This window comes from Halothece sp. PCC 7418 (assembly GCF_000317635.1).
Classification (GTDB): Bacteria; Cyanobacteriota; Cyanobacteriia; order Cyanobacteriales; family Rubidibacteraceae; genus Halothece.
The window spans coordinates 2403158-2417700 of record NC_019779.1 but is presented as its reverse complement, the minus strand read 5'-3'; the positions used below and the strand labels follow the sequence as shown (position 1 = coordinate 2417700).

The 14543-nt window shown below is 41.8% G+C and carries 15 protein-coding genes, 1 tRNA gene and 1 pseudogene; 9 read left to right on the top strand and 8 right to left on the bottom strand.

Annotation, left to right across the window (positions count from 1 at the left end):
• Positions 1-484 precede the first annotated feature (484 nt).
• From PCC7418_RS21360 to PCC7418_RS10855, 3 genes are read left to right on the top strand one after another with little or no spacing between them, the layout of a single operon-like run.
• Positions 485-751, top strand: coding sequence for a hypothetical protein (locus PCC7418_RS21360; RefSeq protein ID WP_396275303.1), 267 nt, complete (start codon positions 485-487; stop codon positions 749-751).
• A 58-nt stretch (positions 752-809) separates the two neighbouring features.
• Positions 810-1094: a hypothetical protein gene (locus tag PCC7418_RS10860; RefSeq protein WP_015226227.1), complete on the top strand. Its 285-nt coding sequence runs from the start codon at positions 810-812 to the stop codon at positions 1092-1094.
• Complete coding sequence (locus PCC7418_RS10855; RefSeq protein WP_015226226.1) at positions 1095-1493, top strand: type II toxin-antitoxin system VapC family toxin; 399 nt, start codon at positions 1095-1097, stop codon at positions 1491-1493.
• 115 nt (positions 1494-1608) lie between these two features.
• Here the strand turns inward: PCC7418_RS10855 and PCC7418_RS10850 are convergent, their stop codons facing one another.
• From PCC7418_RS10850 to PCC7418_RS10840, 3 genes are all read right to left on the bottom strand, one after another.
• On the bottom strand, positions 1609-2016 hold the full coding sequence (locus tag PCC7418_RS10850) for a type II toxin-antitoxin system HigA family antitoxin (protein ID WP_015226225.1): 408 nt from the start codon (positions 2014-2016) through the stop codon (positions 1609-1611).
• Positions 2017-2098: 82 nt separating this feature from the next.
• Positions 2099-2773: a hypothetical protein gene (locus PCC7418_RS10845; protein ID WP_015226224.1), complete on the bottom strand. Its 675-nt coding sequence runs from the start codon at positions 2771-2773 to the stop codon at positions 2099-2101.
• A gap of 1 nt (position 2774) precedes the next feature.
• Positions 2775-3770: an ImmA/IrrE family metallo-endopeptidase gene (locus tag PCC7418_RS10840; protein WP_015226223.1), complete on the bottom strand. Its 996-nt coding sequence runs from the start codon at positions 3768-3770 to the stop codon at positions 2775-2777.
• A 67-nt stretch (positions 3771-3837) separates the two neighbouring features.
• On the opposite strand from PCC7418_RS10840, the gene PCC7418_RS10835 reads away from it, so the two are divergent.
• Positions 3838-6975: a helicase-related protein gene (locus PCC7418_RS10835; protein ID WP_015226222.1), complete on the top strand. Its 3138-nt coding sequence runs from the start codon at positions 3838-3840 to the stop codon at positions 6973-6975.
• Positions 6976-7115: 140 nt separating this feature from the next.
• Here PCC7418_RS10835 and PCC7418_RS10830 read toward each other — a convergent pair whose 3' ends face one another.
• A complete protein-coding gene (locus PCC7418_RS10830; RefSeq protein WP_015226221.1) occupies positions 7116-8051 on the bottom strand; it encodes a hypothetical protein in 936 nt (311 codons plus the stop codon).
• A 58-nt stretch (positions 8052-8109) separates the two neighbouring features.
• Between PCC7418_RS10830 and PCC7418_RS10825 the strand changes: the two genes are divergently transcribed.
• Together PCC7418_RS10825 and PCC7418_RS10820 are read left to right on the top strand one after the other, a co-directional pair.
• Entirely contained in the window at positions 8110-8448 is a 339-nt protein-coding gene (locus tag PCC7418_RS10825; protein WP_041596239.1) for a hypothetical protein, read from the top strand.
• A 24-nt stretch (positions 8449-8472) separates the two neighbouring features.
• The gene (locus PCC7418_RS10820; RefSeq protein WP_015226220.1) at positions 8473-9834 is read left to right on the top strand and encodes a TniQ family protein; all 1362 of its coding nucleotides are present in this window, start codon (positions 8473-8475) and stop codon (positions 9832-9834) included.
• Between the two features lie 627 nt (positions 9835-10461).
• Here PCC7418_RS10820 and PCC7418_RS10815 read toward each other — a convergent pair.
• The 3 genes from PCC7418_RS10815 to hisF all read right to left on the bottom strand — a co-directional run bounded on the left by PCC7418_RS10815 (position 10462) and on the right by hisF (position 11645).
• A tRNA-Ala gene (locus tag PCC7418_RS10815) sits at positions 10462-10534 on the bottom strand.
• A gap of 67 nt (positions 10535-10601) precedes the next feature.
• Complete coding sequence (locus PCC7418_RS10810) at positions 10602-10784, bottom strand: hypothetical protein (protein WP_015226219.1); 183 nt, start codon at positions 10782-10784, stop codon at positions 10602-10604.
• A gap of 87 nt (positions 10785-10871) precedes the next feature.
• On the bottom strand, positions 10872-11645 hold the full coding sequence (hisF, locus tag PCC7418_RS10805; protein ID WP_015226218.1) for an imidazole glycerol phosphate synthase subunit HisF: 774 nt from the start codon (positions 11643-11645) through the stop codon (positions 10872-10874).
• Between the two features lie 30 nt (positions 11646-11675).
• Between hisF and ruvB the strand changes: the two genes are divergently transcribed.
• Entirely contained in the window at positions 11676-12728 is a 1053-nt protein-coding gene (gene ruvB, locus PCC7418_RS10800) for a Holliday junction branch migration DNA helicase RuvB (RefSeq protein WP_015226217.1), read from the top strand.
• A gap of 56 nt (positions 12729-12784) precedes the next feature.
• On the opposite strand, the gene PCC7418_RS10795 is transcribed toward ruvB, so the two are convergent.
• Positions 12785-13681, bottom strand: a complete 897-nt coding sequence (locus PCC7418_RS10795) for a ParA family protein (RefSeq protein ID WP_015226216.1) — start codon at positions 13679-13681, stop codon at positions 12785-12787.
• An 85-nt stretch (positions 13682-13766) separates the two neighbouring features.
• Here PCC7418_RS10795 and PCC7418_RS21355 point away from each other — a divergent pair.
• Both PCC7418_RS21355 and PCC7418_RS20770 read left to right on the top strand, forming a co-directional pair.
• Positions 13767-14051: pseudogene (locus tag PCC7418_RS21355) on the top strand (glutathione S-transferase family protein); the annotation flags it as partial.
• 84 nt (positions 14052-14135) lie between these two features.
• Entirely contained in the window at positions 14136-14522 is a 387-nt protein-coding gene (locus PCC7418_RS20770) for a glutathione S-transferase domain-containing protein (RefSeq protein WP_216086635.1), read from the top strand.
• Positions 14523-14543: the final 21 nt, after the last annotated feature.

The following is a 14543-nucleotide window of genomic DNA, read 5'->3' as shown; positions in this document are numbered from 1 at the left end:
CCGTAACTTTTTGAACCATAACCTTATAAAAACTGCAAAGTTATGATTCAAGTTATAACCCCCTGTGACTCGGACAAGAAATTGGCCACTTTTGGAAGAAGAATTTGACCAGATCTTCGCTTATAAGCCAAGTTTTTCGTTAGCCTCATTGAGCGCGTTTCAGCATTTTTGGAAGAAGAAGTTGGCCAATCGTAGAAGAGGAAAATTTTGTCCTCTAAGCTGCTAGAAAGCTAGGTCAGGAGGGGATTAGAAGTTATTATAGATTAAATCAAACTATATGAAGTGGCTGCGGTTGAATATAAACAGTCAGGATGGAAACTCTTAGACCCAAAACACATTAAGTTCACTGACCAAAAAGGAATTGGGAAGTTAAAATTTATTGGTACTTGGGATTTAGGTTTTTTATTCAGAAGACCAAATTAAACGAGTCAGGTTGGTTCGCAGACCCGATGGATACTATTGCCAGTTTTGTGTAGCAATTGAAGTGAAAGAAACTCTACAAGCTACGCATAATACCATTGGTGTCGATGTTGGACTCAAAGAATTTTATACCGATTCTAAAGGGAACAAAGAATCAAATCCAAGATATTATCGTAAATCAGAACCAAAATTAAAAAAGATCAACGCAGAGTTTCTAGAGAAGACGGTCCCGTCGCCGAAGCAGCGCAAGATTTTGATGTCTTGGAAAACCTGCGTCTGTTGGCATTCAGCGAGAACGTCCCGCGACCGAAACAACTGGAGTTATGGTTAGAGTAAGCAGCGACCAGTGTTAACCTGTAAAAAAATCATGACCCACTGAGACAGTCAAAATGAGTCAAAATTTAAACTTAGAATTAAGTGATGAAGTGTATCAAACCCTGAAACAGCAAGCCAAAAATGCTGGTTTATCCCTTCAAGAATGGATTGTTTTCTCGCTAACTCAACAATCTCACAACCAAGAAGATCGAACAGTTGCAGAAAAAGAAGCAGTGCGCGATCGCTTCCGTCGCCATGCAGGTGCAATAAACTTAGGTTATCCGACAGGCGCAGATAACGAAAGCATTGATGCTGATTTAGCTAGAGCTTACAATAACGAGAATGAAACAGAAAACTAAATGTTACTTTTAGATACATCAGGATTGCTCTGTTATCTCCATCAAGCCGAACCGCAACATGAGCAAGCAGTTGAATACTTTAATCTTGCTAACCAGAGTTTAACCCATAGCTATGTTTTAGCTGAATTAATTGCTCTTGCTGAAGTCAGACGGTTTCCGCGACTCCCGACCTTAAATTTCATGAATGATTTATTGGAGCATCCCGATATTGAAGTGGTTTGGGTTGATGAGTTGTTACATTGTCAAGGGATGACTCTATTGATGGAAAGAGTCGATAAAACTTATTCCTTGTGCGATGCTGTTAGTTTTGTCTTGATGCAAAAGCGAGGAATAACAGAAGCATTAACAACTGATCGTCATTTTGAACAAGAAGGGTTTATACGTTTACTATTTACTTAAAATAACTCATAAAGTAAATTCAGATAACTCACTTTAGTCAACTCACTAATTGGAGTTGTATCAGAAACGACTATCATTTAAAGTTTTTATCTAAAATCAGTCAATAAAATCGCTTCTAATCGAAATGGATGAAAACTTCAGGAGAAACATGAAAAATTTCAGCTAACTTTTTAGCTTGTTTATTACTAATGGTTCGCTTGTTATTCACGATTTCAGAAACTACTCCACTTGAGCCAATCCCTTCACGGACTAAATCAGCTTGAGTAATCCCTTGTGATTCCATCAGAGTATTTAAAGTAGAAACAGGAGTCGCTTCAGACCCAGGAGAAAACTGCTGATTTTCATACATCTCAATTAAAACAGTCCAAACATCAAGCGCTTTTTCTTCTTCTTGATTTCGATTTTCTTTAAAGAAAAGACTCTCAGTAATAGACAACGCTTTGTTATATTGCTCTTCTGTTTTAATAACGAAAGGGAATATATCAGTAATATCTGTCAGATTTTGATTAGTAGTACGGGTCATTTTTCCAAGCCTCCTTATCATACTCAGCATGAGTGAGAACATACTTAATGAAAATTAGAGGAAAAGTGTCAACATCAATCATTTAGTAGAAATTGGGATAAGGAGATAATAAACTCCCTGTGGTTGCTCTAATGTCTTCAATATACTGTTTCAAAGTCGGAATAGCGTTACAGGAAGAAGATTGATCGCCCGAACCAAAAACTGCTTTTATAGCGCGATCACAATCCCGAACGGGAACAATCTGCTCTCGAACCCATTCAAAGCCATAGTAATCAATATTTTTGAGAACCAGTTGTTCTAAGCACCAAATCCGATGCTTGAGATAAGAATTAATCTCTGGTAAATCTACTTGTGCTAAAGCGATGAGGAATCTTTTATCGCCTGTAAAAATCTGAGCATCTTCGTCTTTTTTTAGAAGCGCGATCGCGTGACTGGTTAGAATCGCTTCACCTGGATCAATATTTTCAAAGCTAGATAATTGTTCAAAAATCTCTATAGCAACAGATACTTTTGAAATTTGAGGCAATGTTTTGGCAAGTGCAACAACTTCCTCGTATTTAATCAACTTATCTTCCGTTCTTCTGCTTTTCCCCTTTTTTAATTTTCGCCAGTCTCCTTCAAACTTATACTGAGCCGTTTCTAAAATATTAACTTGCGGGTAACTACAATTAAATAAGTCAAGCGTCCAATCAAACAATTCAAAGGTAATCAGCTTTTTCAGGACATCATTATCAATACAGTAGATACAAACAGACAAGTTATTCTCCGAGAATTTGGTCTAAGTAATCAGCTTGGTTCTCGCTTAAATCATCCCAATTAATTTGCTCTTCAAGGAACTGATTAATGATTTCATGTCCATCTTTTGAGCCATCTATTTCATTAACAGCTTTTTGAGCGCAACCAAAATTTCCAGTATGCCACCCATAATTGAAGGCAATTGCACAAGGGTCAATAGTTGGTTCTTTCTTGATAATTTTATCTATTTTTTCTCTGAGTTTACCACTACTATAAATGTTATGGCGTTTGAAACAGTTATCGAAACGATCAACTAAGAGATAGGTTGCAAACTGATTACTTTCAATCTCTTCTTGGTCGTTAGAGTCCTCTTTAATTTCCTCATCAATTAAAATTCCTTCTCCTTGTTTAACATGACCAAGGGCAAGATGACCGAGTTCATGAGCAAGATGAAATGCTAAACACGCAGGATAAGTTTTACCACTACTAAGAACAATCACAGGCTGGTTTCCTTGCCATTGAATCATTCCTGTTAGTTTACGTTGGTTTTTAGGATAGTGATGAAAATAAACAACAGCGATTCCCTTTTCCCAGCAGTAATCGAGTAAGCTAGATAAGTTGACGAGAGAGTGCTTGGCAAGAATCTCCGACCGCATTTCAGATGAATCTGAGGGCAGCGATCCAAATTGGAGATTAGTGGCAAAAGCAACTGCCTCTGCGACCTTTGTGGCGATTTGATAGGCTATGTTAGGGGTTCCAGTTTTGTTTTGTTGATGATATTTAAATTTTGTATGGGGTAACGGTTTAAAGCGAGGTTCCTCATCTTCAGCAAGAAGACTCTTGAGGTCTATGTTCAGACGTTGAGCAATGTAACCCGCCCCTTCTAAAACCGCAGCAGGTTTGTCGTTTAGTTCTGTACTCCACCAACTGGGCAAAACTGTCTTCTGAATGTATTCCTCTTGCAAACCCTTTCTTTTGAGTTTTTTGTAGAGAGCAGACATAGTGATGGTATCGTTCATAGTGTTGCCCTCCTTTCAACTCAGTTAACCCTGTACTAATTGTAAATGTTGTGGGCAGAGATGAGTGATGAATCTGCTAATCGATCGCGCTTGGAAGACAAAATACGATTCTGATACGGAAAGCCTAGTTAAAGAGTTTTACGAACCCGCGTTAGAACGGGCGGTGCGCTACGATCGCGCCACAGGTTTCTTTTCTGCTAAAGTGATGACTCTAGCCATGCGCGGGTTAGAAGGCTTAATCCACAACCAAGGGCGAATGCGTCTCATTATCGGCTGTACGTTAGGGGAAGCAGAAGTTACAGCCATTGAACGGGGAGAAAAGCTAAAAGCAGTGGTTGAGGAAAAACTGACTGTTAATCCTTTAACCAGCAATGATTCTGAAGAAATCGACGCTTTAGAACTCCTGTCTTGGATGATTGCCCAAGACTATCTAGAAATTAAACTCGCCCTTCCTTGTTCTGCTGAACGCAAAGCCATTCCCGCCCAAGGAATATTCCACGAAAAAGCAGGAGTGATTGAAGATAAAGCTGGAAACCGTCTCGCTTTTAATGGCAGTGTGAATGAAACCGCAAAAGGATGGCGCGGTAACTGGGAAAGTTTTCATGTCTTCACTGACTGGGGAGGAACAAAAACCTATGTGGATGATGAAGAAACAGGCTTTGCGAAACTTTGGGCGAACCAAGCCAAACGCTGTTTAGTTATTGATGTTCCCCAAGCAGTAACAGAACAACTCTTACACTATTTACCGCCCAATGACCAAAAGCCAAAACGGTTGGAAAAAGTAGAAACTGAACTACAACCCACAACGACTCCTTCCCCGAAACCTGAACCAATCACTCTTGATCCCCAACCAGAAGACTTATATCGAAAAGTCTGGACATTAATTCAACAGGGACCCGCTATTCCAGGGCGCGGGGATTATGTGGGAGAAGCCACTTCTACAGTTACCCCTTGGCCCCATCAAATCAAAACCTTTCAACGACTGTATCATCATTGGCCCCCTACCCTGCTGATTGCTGATGAAGTGGGATTGGGAAAAACCATTGAAGCGGGGTTATTGCTGCGACAAGCGTGGTTATCAGGGAAAGCGAAACGGATTTTAATTCTCGCCCCCAAATCGGTGTTAACCCAATGGCAAATTGAACTGCGAGAGAAGTTTAATCTCAATTGGCCCATTTATGACGGGAAGGCATTAAATTGGTATGATTGTCCTGCTTGGCGGGCGTTGGGCAAGAATACTATACAGCCTGTGTCCCGTGAAACTTGGCATCAAGAACCCTGTACCATTGTTTCCAGTCATTTAATGCGACGGCGCGATCGCGCAAGGGAATTAATTGAAGATGCAGAATCTTATGATTTAATTATCCTCGATGAAGCCCATCATGCTCGTCGGCGGGGTGCGGGAGGAACGCAGCAAAAAGGACCCAATCTCCTCTTATCCTTGATGCAGCAGTTGAAATACAAGACACAGGGATTAATCCTACTGACAGCAACGCCGATGCAGATTGACCCGATCGAGGTTTGGGATTTGCTTTCTCTGTTTGGACTTCCTCCAGAATGGAATGTGAAACATTTCCAAGACTTCTTTGAGTGCGCCAGCAGTGCTAATCCCAGTAATGCTCAATTTGAGTTTATGGCAAGACTGTTTCGCAGTGTTGAAGCAGCGTATGGAGAAACCCCCCTAGAAGCGGTACAAAAGTACGTTCCGAAACAGAGTAAACTGGCAGCGAAAAAAATCCTCAATGCGTTGAGAGATGAAGCGACTCTTCCCCGCAGACAACTGAACAGCGATCGCCGTCGCGCTGCTATAGAAATCATGAAGGCAAATACTCCAGTGGGTAGATTACTTTCACGTCATACCCGTCAGCTTTTGCGCCGCTATTACGAAGCGGGAAAAATTAGCACTCGCATTGCCACCCGTCAGGTTGAAGACAAGTTTGTCTCTCTTAGTTCCCAAGAGAAAACCCTATACGACGCAGTGGAAGATTATATTGCCTCCACCTATAACAACGCCACGCAAGCAGAGAAGAATGCGGTGGGGTTTGTAATGACCATTTACCGCCGTCGTCTCGCCAGCAGTTTTGCTGCTTTAGCGCGAACCCTTTCCCAACGCTTAAACCGACTAGAGAGAACGCACTATTATCAACCCACCCTCATTGACGAAGATATTTTAGACGATGAGGCTTCTGAAGAAATAATGGATGAAGACCAAGCCAACCAACTCGAACAAGAAGCACTGAAAAATGAAGAAGTGCGGGAACTGGCGTGGCTGAGAGAACAAATTGAAGCCCTCCCCACCGATACCAAAGCGCAAGTTTTACTGGACTATTTACAACAGGTGAAACAAGAAGGGTATCAGCAAATTATTGTCTTCAGTCAATATACAGACACAATGGATTTTCTGCGTCAATATCTTGCATCTGTATCTAACTATAAAATCGTTTGTTTCTCAGGACGAGGGGGAGAAATTCCCACATCAGATTCGACTTGGCAGCGTATTTCTAGAGATAAAACCAAACAAATCTTCCGTGATGGGAAAGCTGACATTTTGCTTTGTACCGATGCAGCAGCAGAAGGCTTAAACTTCCAATTTTGCGGGGCAATGATTAACTATGATATGCCTTGGAATCCCATGCGGGTTGAACAGCGAATCGGTCGCATCGATCGCTTAGGACAAAAGTATCCAACCATTAAAATTCTCAACCTGCACTATCAAGATACTGTAGAAACGGATGTTTATATTGCACTGCGCGATCGTATTGGTTTATTCTCTCAATATGTTGGCAAACTGCAACCGATTCTCTCCAGTATCCCCAAGAACTTTGCTACTGTTGCTTTAGCCAACCGTGACGAAAAAGAGCAGAAAAAAGCCGATTTAGTCGAGACTGTTAATGAAGATGTGAAAGAAAAAGAAAGCGATAGTTTTGACTTAGACCAAGTAACAGATGCCGAATTAGAAGAACCCTTACGTCCCGAACCTTTATACAATTTTGAAACGCTCGATCAATTAATTCAACGGGTCGATTTAAGACCGCCTGGACTAGAAATTGAACGTTTGCAATCGAAAGAATATAAATTTTCCATGCCTGGAATGAGCGAAGTTTTGCGAGTAACCACCGCCCCCGATTATTTTGAACAACATCCCGACAGTACAGAGTTATGGTCACCAGGCAGTCCTTTGTTTCCAATCGTAGAAGGTTTGTGATTAGTCAATTAGTGTCTGCTAAGGGTTGGGCTTAAATTGTGTTGCCATCAATGACCCAGCGTACTCGATAAATTTCCATCATGGATGTTCTTGATCTCGAAAGCGTGTAGCTCACAAGACCGAGTCGGAGGCTCAATCACTCATTCCTTCCCCATTGCCTCATACAACTTCCCTAATAGCACCCGCGTTCGTTCAGCAAAAAACCCCTCAAAATCATCCCCTCTCAACAACTCAAGCTCAATCAAATGTGATCGCAAAATCTCATCCACCCGTTCCCGACTCATACCCGTCTCCTGCAACCACTGCAAATACATCGACGGCACCACACTCCCCAAAAAGCGATTCGTCCGCCAAGTTAACGGCGTTTTATTGACAATACTGTTGTAGCGCGATCGCGCAATCCCCCGTTGTTGACACCACTTCTGCGGAAAAATATGATGATTTTCAATCCCCTCCTGAAAATACTTCGCCTCCGTTAGTACCTCCCCCGTCAAAAAATCCAACGCCCCATCCCGTCTTAACAACGCCGAAATCGCCCTATAAGCAGCCCCCTGAGAATTCACACAACTCTGCAACCGTTCTGCTTGTAAACTCGCCTCTCGAATCGTCGTCGGAATCGCCCCCTCTTCCCACACCCAACCAGGCATCTCAATCAAATCCTTCGCCGCCGTTGACTCCCGAGAGCGAGAATAAATCCCTGATGCAGCCCCACAATAGAACCATTGCTCTAACTTCCGTCGCACCGTATCAAACCTCACCCCATCTCTCAAAATCACTATTAACGGCGCTAATACCACCAACTGCATCGGGTAAGACACATCATCGGCATCAAAAACTGCCTGACCATGTAAAAACTTCGCTCCCAGTTCAAACCCCTCCGTAATCGCTTCCACCCATCCTTGATAATCCGATAACGACAAATTGAGAATATCCTGACGATTACAAGCAATGCGCGGTAACTTATCCTCATGAAGTCCCCGATTTTGCGCTTCTAACCGTCTATGATACGTCACTAACAGAGATAAAGCCTGCAAAAAATCCGTCGGCTTTAACAACCGCAGCACTGGATAGTTCAAAAACCCTTCCTCTCGCCGTTGCCAATCCGCACTCCTTTACGAAGGGAGTCTAGGTTGTGTGGGGATTCTAAAGGACTGGCTTTCCACAACGCTTCATCATGTTTTAACTCAAGATAAACCAGCGACTACAATAACATTAGAAGACTTAAAACCTCATGCCCTTCCCGCTCGCCAATGCCTTAAACTTTTGACGGATATTAAGACACAGGAAAAGGACTTTCAACAAAGTAAAGAGGAATCAGCCTTAACAGAACTGCGTACAACACTAGGAATTGAATATGCCTACATTCAATCAAGTGAGTCTCAAGAAAAGGAATCTTCTTCCGGTCAAGGTAAAAATACCTTCGTTGGAGAGCCTTCACCTCATCGGTATCCCACTGGAATACCTGATAGTTAAAAACCTTCTATTTCTAGCTATACCATGTCATCAGTTTATCCTTCATGGAATGAAGAATCATTAGCTATTCCGCCTCGTAGTTATCTGTATTCATTAAAGCCAGAGAGAGTGGGTACTCCTTATGTGGAACGTCTGACCAGTTATATATCAAGACTGTCTGCGTCACATCTGGTTTTTCCCGGAGCCTTACTAAAAAAGGTTGCTAGCGGACTAATTCCCAAAAAATACAGCAGTGCTAGATTAAACAAAATATATCTCCACACCGCAGCTATAAATGGGACAGGAGTTATGGCGCTTGACCTTGTCCGTGTTTTTGAAACCTTAACGCTACAACCTAATTTACAGAGCTTAACTTTACTTCCTCTAGCACAGGTTTTACCGACTAGAAATTTACTTCATCGCCATCAAGTTTGGTGCCCATTTTGTTATGAAGATTGTTTGACGAATCAAATATCTGTTTATGAGCCATTGCTTTGGTCATTACAGGAAGTTAAGATGTGTAGGATACATAATTTTCCTCTACAAAATAAATGTCCTTATTGTGGTCAAGAAAACTTTCTTCTCGCTTGGCAGGCTGAGCCAGGATACTGTTCTAAATGCTATAAATGGCTGGGCATTCCTTTTAATAATAAAGTTGATAAAAATGAATTTATAGGGATAGAAAATCAAAATTGGGAATTATGGGTTGTTGCCTCAATTGGTGACATGATAAGTTTTGCTTTTCAACATCAGGATTCTCTGAAACTTCAAAACATTATTTCTTCGCTTAATATTTGCATCAATCATTTTACTCAAGGAAATGTAGCTCACTTTGCACGTCAGATCCAAATCCCTAAAAACAGTCTATGGCTATGGTGTCAGGGGAAACATTTACCCTCATTACAAGCTATACTGCGAATTTGTTATTTGACCAAAGTATCGCTAGTTGATTTTTACTCAGGAAAATTATCCTTTGATCAATCTCTACAGCAACTCTCTCCAATTTCCTTGCCTCATATGCCATCCAATCGGAAAACTTCTTCCCTTGATTTGAATCAAGTTCAGCAATATTTAGAGCATACTTTGGCAACTGGTGAATCTCCACCTCCTTCTCTTGAGGAAGTGGCCAGACGTTTACAATGTCACCGCAGAACAATATATAGAAAATTCCCTCAATTGTGTCATCAAATTTCAGTTAAATACATTCGATATCGTCAAGAAACTTTTCGAGCGGAGTTAGAAAAAACGTACCAGCAAATTAAGGATACTGTTGAGCGACTATCTCAAGAAGGATACTATCCCTCTGAAAAGCTGGTCGCTCAATTTATCGATCACCCTGGCTATTTGCGTTATAAAAAGGTTAGAGCTACCTTACGCAACGCTCAAAATAGTGTTATTTTCAAATGATACTCTTCTTTAAGTTCAAGTAAAACACTTTGTACTGATGGTTAGATTGATCAGCGATCGCAGGTCATGTTGTTATTGATGGTTACCCAATGACAGGGCAATCTGGTATTCTGCTACCTAATGGTTGGGACGAGATTTCTGGGGTAAGGGAGTGTACTCCACAATCCTGTGCTTTTCGGGATCATCACCAAGAACTAAACGAGTTAGGACGCAAGGATTTGAACCTAGCACGCAACGTACCCAAGATCAAAAAGAGGCCATAGAGCGGCTTCATTTACCGTTTGAGCTTTTGAGCAATTGTAATTTGAAGTTGGTAAACTATTAAAATTGCCGACTTTCGAGAGATCGCGCCCAAGTCTACTACACGAAGCTAAATAAGTAACACAGACAGAGGCTACTCGTTTTCATACATTGCTTTACCAAACTAGTAAAGTCAGACTTAAATTTATCTTCCTTACTATAGAATCGCCTATTTGTCAAGAGCTATCCTTGATCAGAATACGGAACGAAGATCAAAAATTTGGAAGGTAAAGTTGGCCATCTCAAACTTGGAAGGTAAAGTTGGCCATTGTGGCCAATTTCTTCTTCCAACAATAAACCCTGATTCCCAACATCATATTTTCCAAATGGAGCTAAGCGGACTCGAACCGCTGGCCCCCTCAATGCCATTGAGGTGCTCTACCAACTGAGCTATAGCCCCGAGTGCATATACGATCATGCCTTGATCAGAACCATTTTGTCAAGGGGCTGTTCCCCAAGAATAGAGATTAACCGAGATAACCAAGGCAACTTCCCATCATAAAGTAGGAGACCATAATTGCAGCAGCAGCAATAGCCACTAAGGTCCCAGCAAGCATTAAAGAAAATTCTTGGTATTGAAATGAGGATTGCATCAGATGTAATGACCAAGCAACGAGGGCAACATCAAAAATGAGAATAAATAACAACATATTTAACAAAATGTAACAATTTATCTCTATCTTAATACATGAATTGCCAGTTTTGCCCTCTGCTATGTAACTTTATATTTAATTAAGTTAACTTGTGCGAACGGAAACCCCCTGTTGTCTTAAATATTGTTTGATATCGGTCACGGTTAATTGTCCATAATGGAGCAAAGACGCGAGGAGAGCAGCTTCTGCTTTTCCCTCAGTGAAGGCTTCACAGATATGATGGACATTCCCCGCACCACCAGAGGCGACCACAGGAATCGTTACCGCTTCACTAATTTTCCGCGTCAATTGCAGATCATAACCCGCTTGTGTCCCATCTGCGTCCATACTGGTTACTAACAGTTCTCCAGCCCCCCGTTGTTCCATTTCTTTTGCCCACGCGATCGCGTCTAAGCCTGTATTTTCCCGTCCGCCACGAACATAAACCTCCCAGCCCGAATTGCCAGGAGTCTCTCGACGACGGGCATCAATAGCAACCACAATCGATTGTTTCCCCACGCGATCGCTGGCTTCATTAATCAAATCGGGATTCCGTACTGCCCCCGAATTAATACTGACTTTATCCGCCCCTGCTCTTAACAAATTTTTAATATGTTCTAAGGATTGAATCCCCCCGCCAACTGTTAAGGGAATAAACACTTGTTCAGCAGTACGTTGCACGACATCCAGAATTGTATCTCGCTCTTCGTGGGTGGCGGTAATATCCAAAAAGACGAGTTCATCCGCCCCCGCAGCATCATATCTCTGGGCTAATTCCACTGGGTCGCCTGCATCACGAAGATTAACAAAATTCACCCCTTTCACCACGCGCCCAGCGTTGACATCAAGACAAGGTAAAATGCGTTTAGCTAAAACCATTACAGTCCTTCCAATTACTGCTCAATTATTATGGCGATCAAACGCTCCTCTGACCAAGGAAAACCAACTCAAGAGTCTTCTTCCCCAGGGAAGCCACGGAATGAGTTATTACAGAGTAATCCCACTCCAGAGGAAACGAGTAGCAACGAAGATAATCTTCGTCCGCAACGCCTTGCTGATTATATCGGACAAAAAGATTTAAAGGCTCTCCTTAGCATTGCAATTCAAGCAGCAAAACAACGCGGGGAAGCAATGGATCATTTGCTGCTCTATGGACCGCCTGGTTTGGGGAAAACCACCATCTCTCTGATTTTAGCAACAGAAATGGATGTGGCGTGTAAAATTACTGCTGCCCCTGCTTTAGAACGTCCTCGCGATATAACGGGCTTATTAGTGAATCTGAATCCAGGGGATGTGTTATTTATTGATGAAATCCATCGTTTAAATCGGATTACAGAGGAGTTGCTTTATCCAGCGATGGAAGATGGACGGCTGGATATTACGGTGGGGAAAGGACAGAGTGCGAAAACGCGCAGTATTCCCCTTGCACCGTTTACCCTGGTTGGGGCGACAACACGGGTGGGATCGTTGACTTCTCCCTTGCGCGATCGCTTTGGAATGGTGCAAAGGTTACAGTTTTATCAGTTGGATGAGTTGACCGAAATTGTTACCCGTACCGCTAAGGTTTTAGAAACAGAAATTGTGGAAGCGGGGGCGAGTGAAATTGCAGCGCGATCGCGCGGTACGCCTCGGATTGCCAACCGCCTCTTGAAGCGGGTGCGAGATTATGCACAAGTGAAGCAATTGGGAGCAATTAGCCAGAGTGTCGCCGAAGAAGCCCTAGAGTTATTTCAGGTGGATAAAATGGGCTTAGATTGGACGGATCGCCTGATTTTAAATACGATGATTGAGCAGTTTCATGGCGGTCCAGTTGGTCTGGACGCGATCGCTGCTGCAACAGGAGAAGATCGCCTGACCATTGAAGATGTTTACGAACCCTACTTATTACAAATTGGCTTTATTCAACGCACGCCCCGAGGGAGAATGGTGACAGAAAGAACTATGGAACATTTAGGGTATTAATTCTCTTGTTGAGCCTTTCCCATTAAATCAAAGCATATCATGGGAGGTTCTTGCTTCTAACCACTAAATATCTTCTTTAAAATTTCTTCTGTTAGCTTAACAAAGGCTTTCGACCCCGAAGAATTCGGCATTGCTAAAACCGCAGGAGTGAACATATCCACTGCTTTCGCCACATTGACATCCATGGGGATTTGTTGTTGAAAGATTTGATCCGGTGCAAAATCTTGTTCAATGCGTTGTATTACCTGCTTATAATAGCGACCAAATAACCCCCCATTAGATAAGATAAAAACAATTCCTAATAAACTCAGTTTTTGTAATTGTTCTGACTCGGTTTTATCATTTTTCTTTAGTCGGGCAATCCGCTTTTCTAAAAGTTGAACCCCGACCAATGATAAAGGTTCTGGACGCGCTGGCAGGAGGTAAAAATCGCTTGCTGCAATACCACTGCGAGTTAAAAGGTTATAACCTGGGGCGCAATCCATGATAATAAAATCATAATCATCTATCACTGGTTCTAAGATTTTTCGGACTAACGTTGATTCAAAGTTATCCCAAGCCTGATTAAAATCTTGATCAGAATCGGAAATGGCTTCTTCGTGGAGTTTTTTCGAGACTAAATATTCATCATACAGTTCAATATCTCCTGCCAGTAATTCTAAACCATTAATCTCACAAATTTGGGAATAAATTAAATCGGGTGTATCATATTTGCGCCGAATATTGGGACGAACAATTTTATCAATTAAATAACTGAGAGTGCGACGAGTACGACGGGCTTTAGAAAATTCCTGCGGAGGCATCAAACTCAGGGTCGCACTAATTTGTGAGTCTAAATCAACCACTAACACCCGTTTTTGATGGTTCTTGGCTAAACAAGTGGCAAGATTAACAGTTAGGGTAGTTTTGCCCACCCCTCCTTTCATGTTAACGGTACTAATAACAGTTCCCATTGTCGTTGTTGGTAGTGCGTCTGAGATCGCGTCTAGCTTACCATCAAATTAGAACTGATTGACCATCACCAGAAAAATTTTCAAAATGACTGTAGAACTGTATAGCGCGAGTGTTTGCCCCTTTGCCCATCGTACCCGTTTGACTCTAATGGAAAAAAGGATTGATTTTCAATTGATTGAAATTGACCAACGGTCACCGGAGCTTTAGTGAGGACAGGCGCCTTCCGTTTAGGAAGGCGTAATCTCTGACTTAAATAATAAGCCTAATTGGTTTTCTCAAATCTCTCCTTATGGGAAAGTTCCTGTTATTAAACATGAGAATAATTGCATTTGGGAATCAGCAATTATCAATGAATATCTCGATGAAGCCTTTCCCGAACCTTCTTTATTCCCTCATTCTCCAGGTCAAAGAGCATTAGCCAGAATTTGGATTGATTTTGCAAATACTAAATTAGTGCCAGTCTTTTATAAAATATTACTGGAACAAGATCGAGATAAACAAGAAAAATGGAAAGCTAACTTTCAAGACCATTTACAGTTTATGGAAACAGAAGGCATCCAAAAACTAAGTGCTAATGGTGATTATTGGTTAGGCAACGATTTATCTTTAGTTGATTTAACTTTTTATCCTTGGTTTGAACGCTTTTGCATCCTAGAGCATTATCGGAATGTTTCTCTTCCTGCAAGTTGCTCTTTTCTCAAGCAATGGTGGGAACAGATGTCGCAGCGTCAGTCCGTGCAAGAAATTGAGAACCCGAGAGACTTTTATCTCGCTCAATACCAAAAGTATGCCAACAATACTGCAGATGGGATAACTGCCCAAGAAATGCGTGACACTTAAGGTAAAATTAAAGATCAATAT

Bases quoted from the DNA above. Each gene is read 5' to 3' on its own strand.
- PCC7418_RS10820 (WP_015226220.1), top strand. From the start codon at position 8,473: ATGTCATCAGTTTATCCTTCATGGAATGAAGAATCATTAGCTATTCCG.
- PCC7418_RS10840 (WP_015226223.1), bottom strand. From the start codon at position 3,770: ATGAACGATACCATCACTATGTCTGCTCTCTACAAAAAACTCAAAAGA.
- PCC7418_RS10860 (WP_015226227.1), top strand. From the start codon at position 810: ATGAGTCAAAATTTAAACTTAGAATTAAGTGATGAAGTGTATCAAACC.
- PCC7418_RS10810 (WP_015226219.1), bottom strand. From the start codon at position 10,784: ATGTTGTTATTTATTCTCATTTTTGATGTTGCCCTCGTTGCTTGGTCA.
- PCC7418_RS10850 (WP_015226225.1), bottom strand. From the start codon at position 2,016: ATGACCCGTACTACTAATCAAAATCTGACAGATATTACTGATATATTC.
- ruvB (WP_015226217.1), top strand. From the start codon at position 11,676: ATGGCGATCAAACGCTCCTCTGACCAAGGAAAACCAACTCAAGAGTCT.
- PCC7418_RS10835 (WP_015226222.1), top strand. From the start codon at position 3,838: ATGAATCTGCTAATCGATCGCGCTTGGAAGACAAAATACGATTCTGAT.
- PCC7418_RS10855 (WP_015226226.1), top strand. From the start codon at position 1,095: ATGTTACTTTTAGATACATCAGGATTGCTCTGTTATCTCCATCAAGCC.
- PCC7418_RS10795 (WP_015226216.1), bottom strand. From the start codon at position 13,681: ATGGGAACTGTTATTAGTACCGTTAACATGAAAGGAGGGGTGGGCAAA.
- hisF (WP_015226218.1), bottom strand. From the start codon at position 11,645: ATGGTTTTAGCTAAACGCATTTTACCTTGTCTTGATGTCAACGCTGGG.